2 protein-coding genes are annotated in these 1415 nt (G+C 56.7%); one reads left to right on the forward strand and one right to left on the reverse strand.

Annotated features, from left to right (window positions below):
- The coding region (gene map / locus Q8Q83_RS01460) for a type I methionyl aminopeptidase (protein WP_305620498.1) at positions 1-631 on the reverse strand (631 nt) is incomplete at its 3' end.
- A 264-nt stretch (positions 632-895) separates the two neighbouring features.
- On the opposite strand from map, the gene rpsB reads away from it, so the two are divergent.
- Positions 896-1415: 30S ribosomal protein S2 (rpsB, locus tag Q8Q83_RS01465; protein WP_305620500.1), on the forward strand; the 520-nt coding region annotated here is incomplete at its 3' end.

Consider the following 1415-nt stretch of genomic DNA (forward strand, 5'->3'; position numbering starts at 1 on the left):
CGCGGCCCTGGTTGATCATCGGCTCGATGGTGAAGCACATGCCTTCTTTCAGCTCCATGCCGGTACCGGCGCGGCCGTAGTGCAGCACCTGCGGCTCCTCATGGAATACCGCACCGATGCCGTGACCGCAGTATTCGCGTACCACCGAGAAACCATTCTTCTCCGCATGCTTCTGGATCACTTCGCCAATATCACCCAGGCGCGCGCCCGGCTTGACCAGTTGGATGCCTTTATACATGCACTCCTGGGTGATCTGCGCCAGGCGCTCGGCCCACTCCGGCACCTTGCCGACCATAAACATCTTGCTGGTGTCGCCGTGGTAGCCGTCCTTGATCACGGTGATGTCGATGTTCAGCACGTCACCGTCTTTCAATGGCTTGTCATTGGGGATGCCATGGCAGACCACATGGTTGACCGAGGTGCAGATCGACTTGGGGAAGCCTTTATAGTTGAGCGGCGCGGGGATGGCCTGTTGCACCTTGACTATATAGTCGTGGCAGATGCGGTCGAGCTCCTCGGTGGTGATCCCGGGCTTGACGTGTTCGCCAATCATTTCCAGTACTTCGGCAGCCAGACGACCGGCTACGCGCATTTTTTCGATTTCATCCGGCGTCTTGATGGTGACGGTCATAGGGGCTCTCGGGCGCATGCGGAAAAGTCGCTATGTTAGCAGCTTCGACGCGCAAGCCATAAGCGCCAGGGCGGTTCTTTGCGTGTGGGTCCTGTAGCTTTTGCGCGCTTTTCGTGCTATAAAACGCGCCGCTTTACGGGTCATATGCCCGCAAGCCTAAACCCACACACGTATCGACACGGTTTCCTGGGTGCCTTGCGACAAGTTCGCAGGGTTGGAAGCTGGGATGCGTGGAGGCCTAACCCGACTTATCAAGGAACTATCATGTCCCAAGTCAATATGCGCGATATGCTGAAGGCCGGTGTGCACTTCGGCCACCAGACCCGTTACTGGAACCCGAAAATGGGCAAGTACATTTTCGGCGCGCGCAACAAGATCCACATCATCAACCTTGAAAAAACCCTGCCGATGTTCAACGAGGCGCTGTCCTTCGTTGAGAAGCTGGCTTCGGGCAAAAACAAGATCCTGTTCGTTGGTACCAAGCGTTCCGCTGGCAAGATCGTTGCTGAAGAAGCAGCACGTTGCGGTTCGCCGTACGTCGATCACCGCTGGTTGGGCGGCATGCTGACCAACTTCAAAACCATCCGTGCTTCCATCAAGCGTCTGCGTGACCTTGAAGTGCAAGCCGAAGACGGTACTTTCTCCAATCTGACCAAGAAAGATGCGCTGATGCGCTCCCGTGACCTGGAAAAGCTCGATCGGTCCCTGGGTGGTATCAAGGACATGGGCGGTCTGCCGGACGCTCTGTTCGTGATCGACGTTGACCACGAGCGCATTGCTATCA

It is taken from the genome of Pseudomonas sp. (genome assembly GCF_030696055.1).
GTDB lineage: Bacteria > Pseudomonadota > Gammaproteobacteria > Pseudomonadales > Pseudomonadaceae > Aquipseudomonas.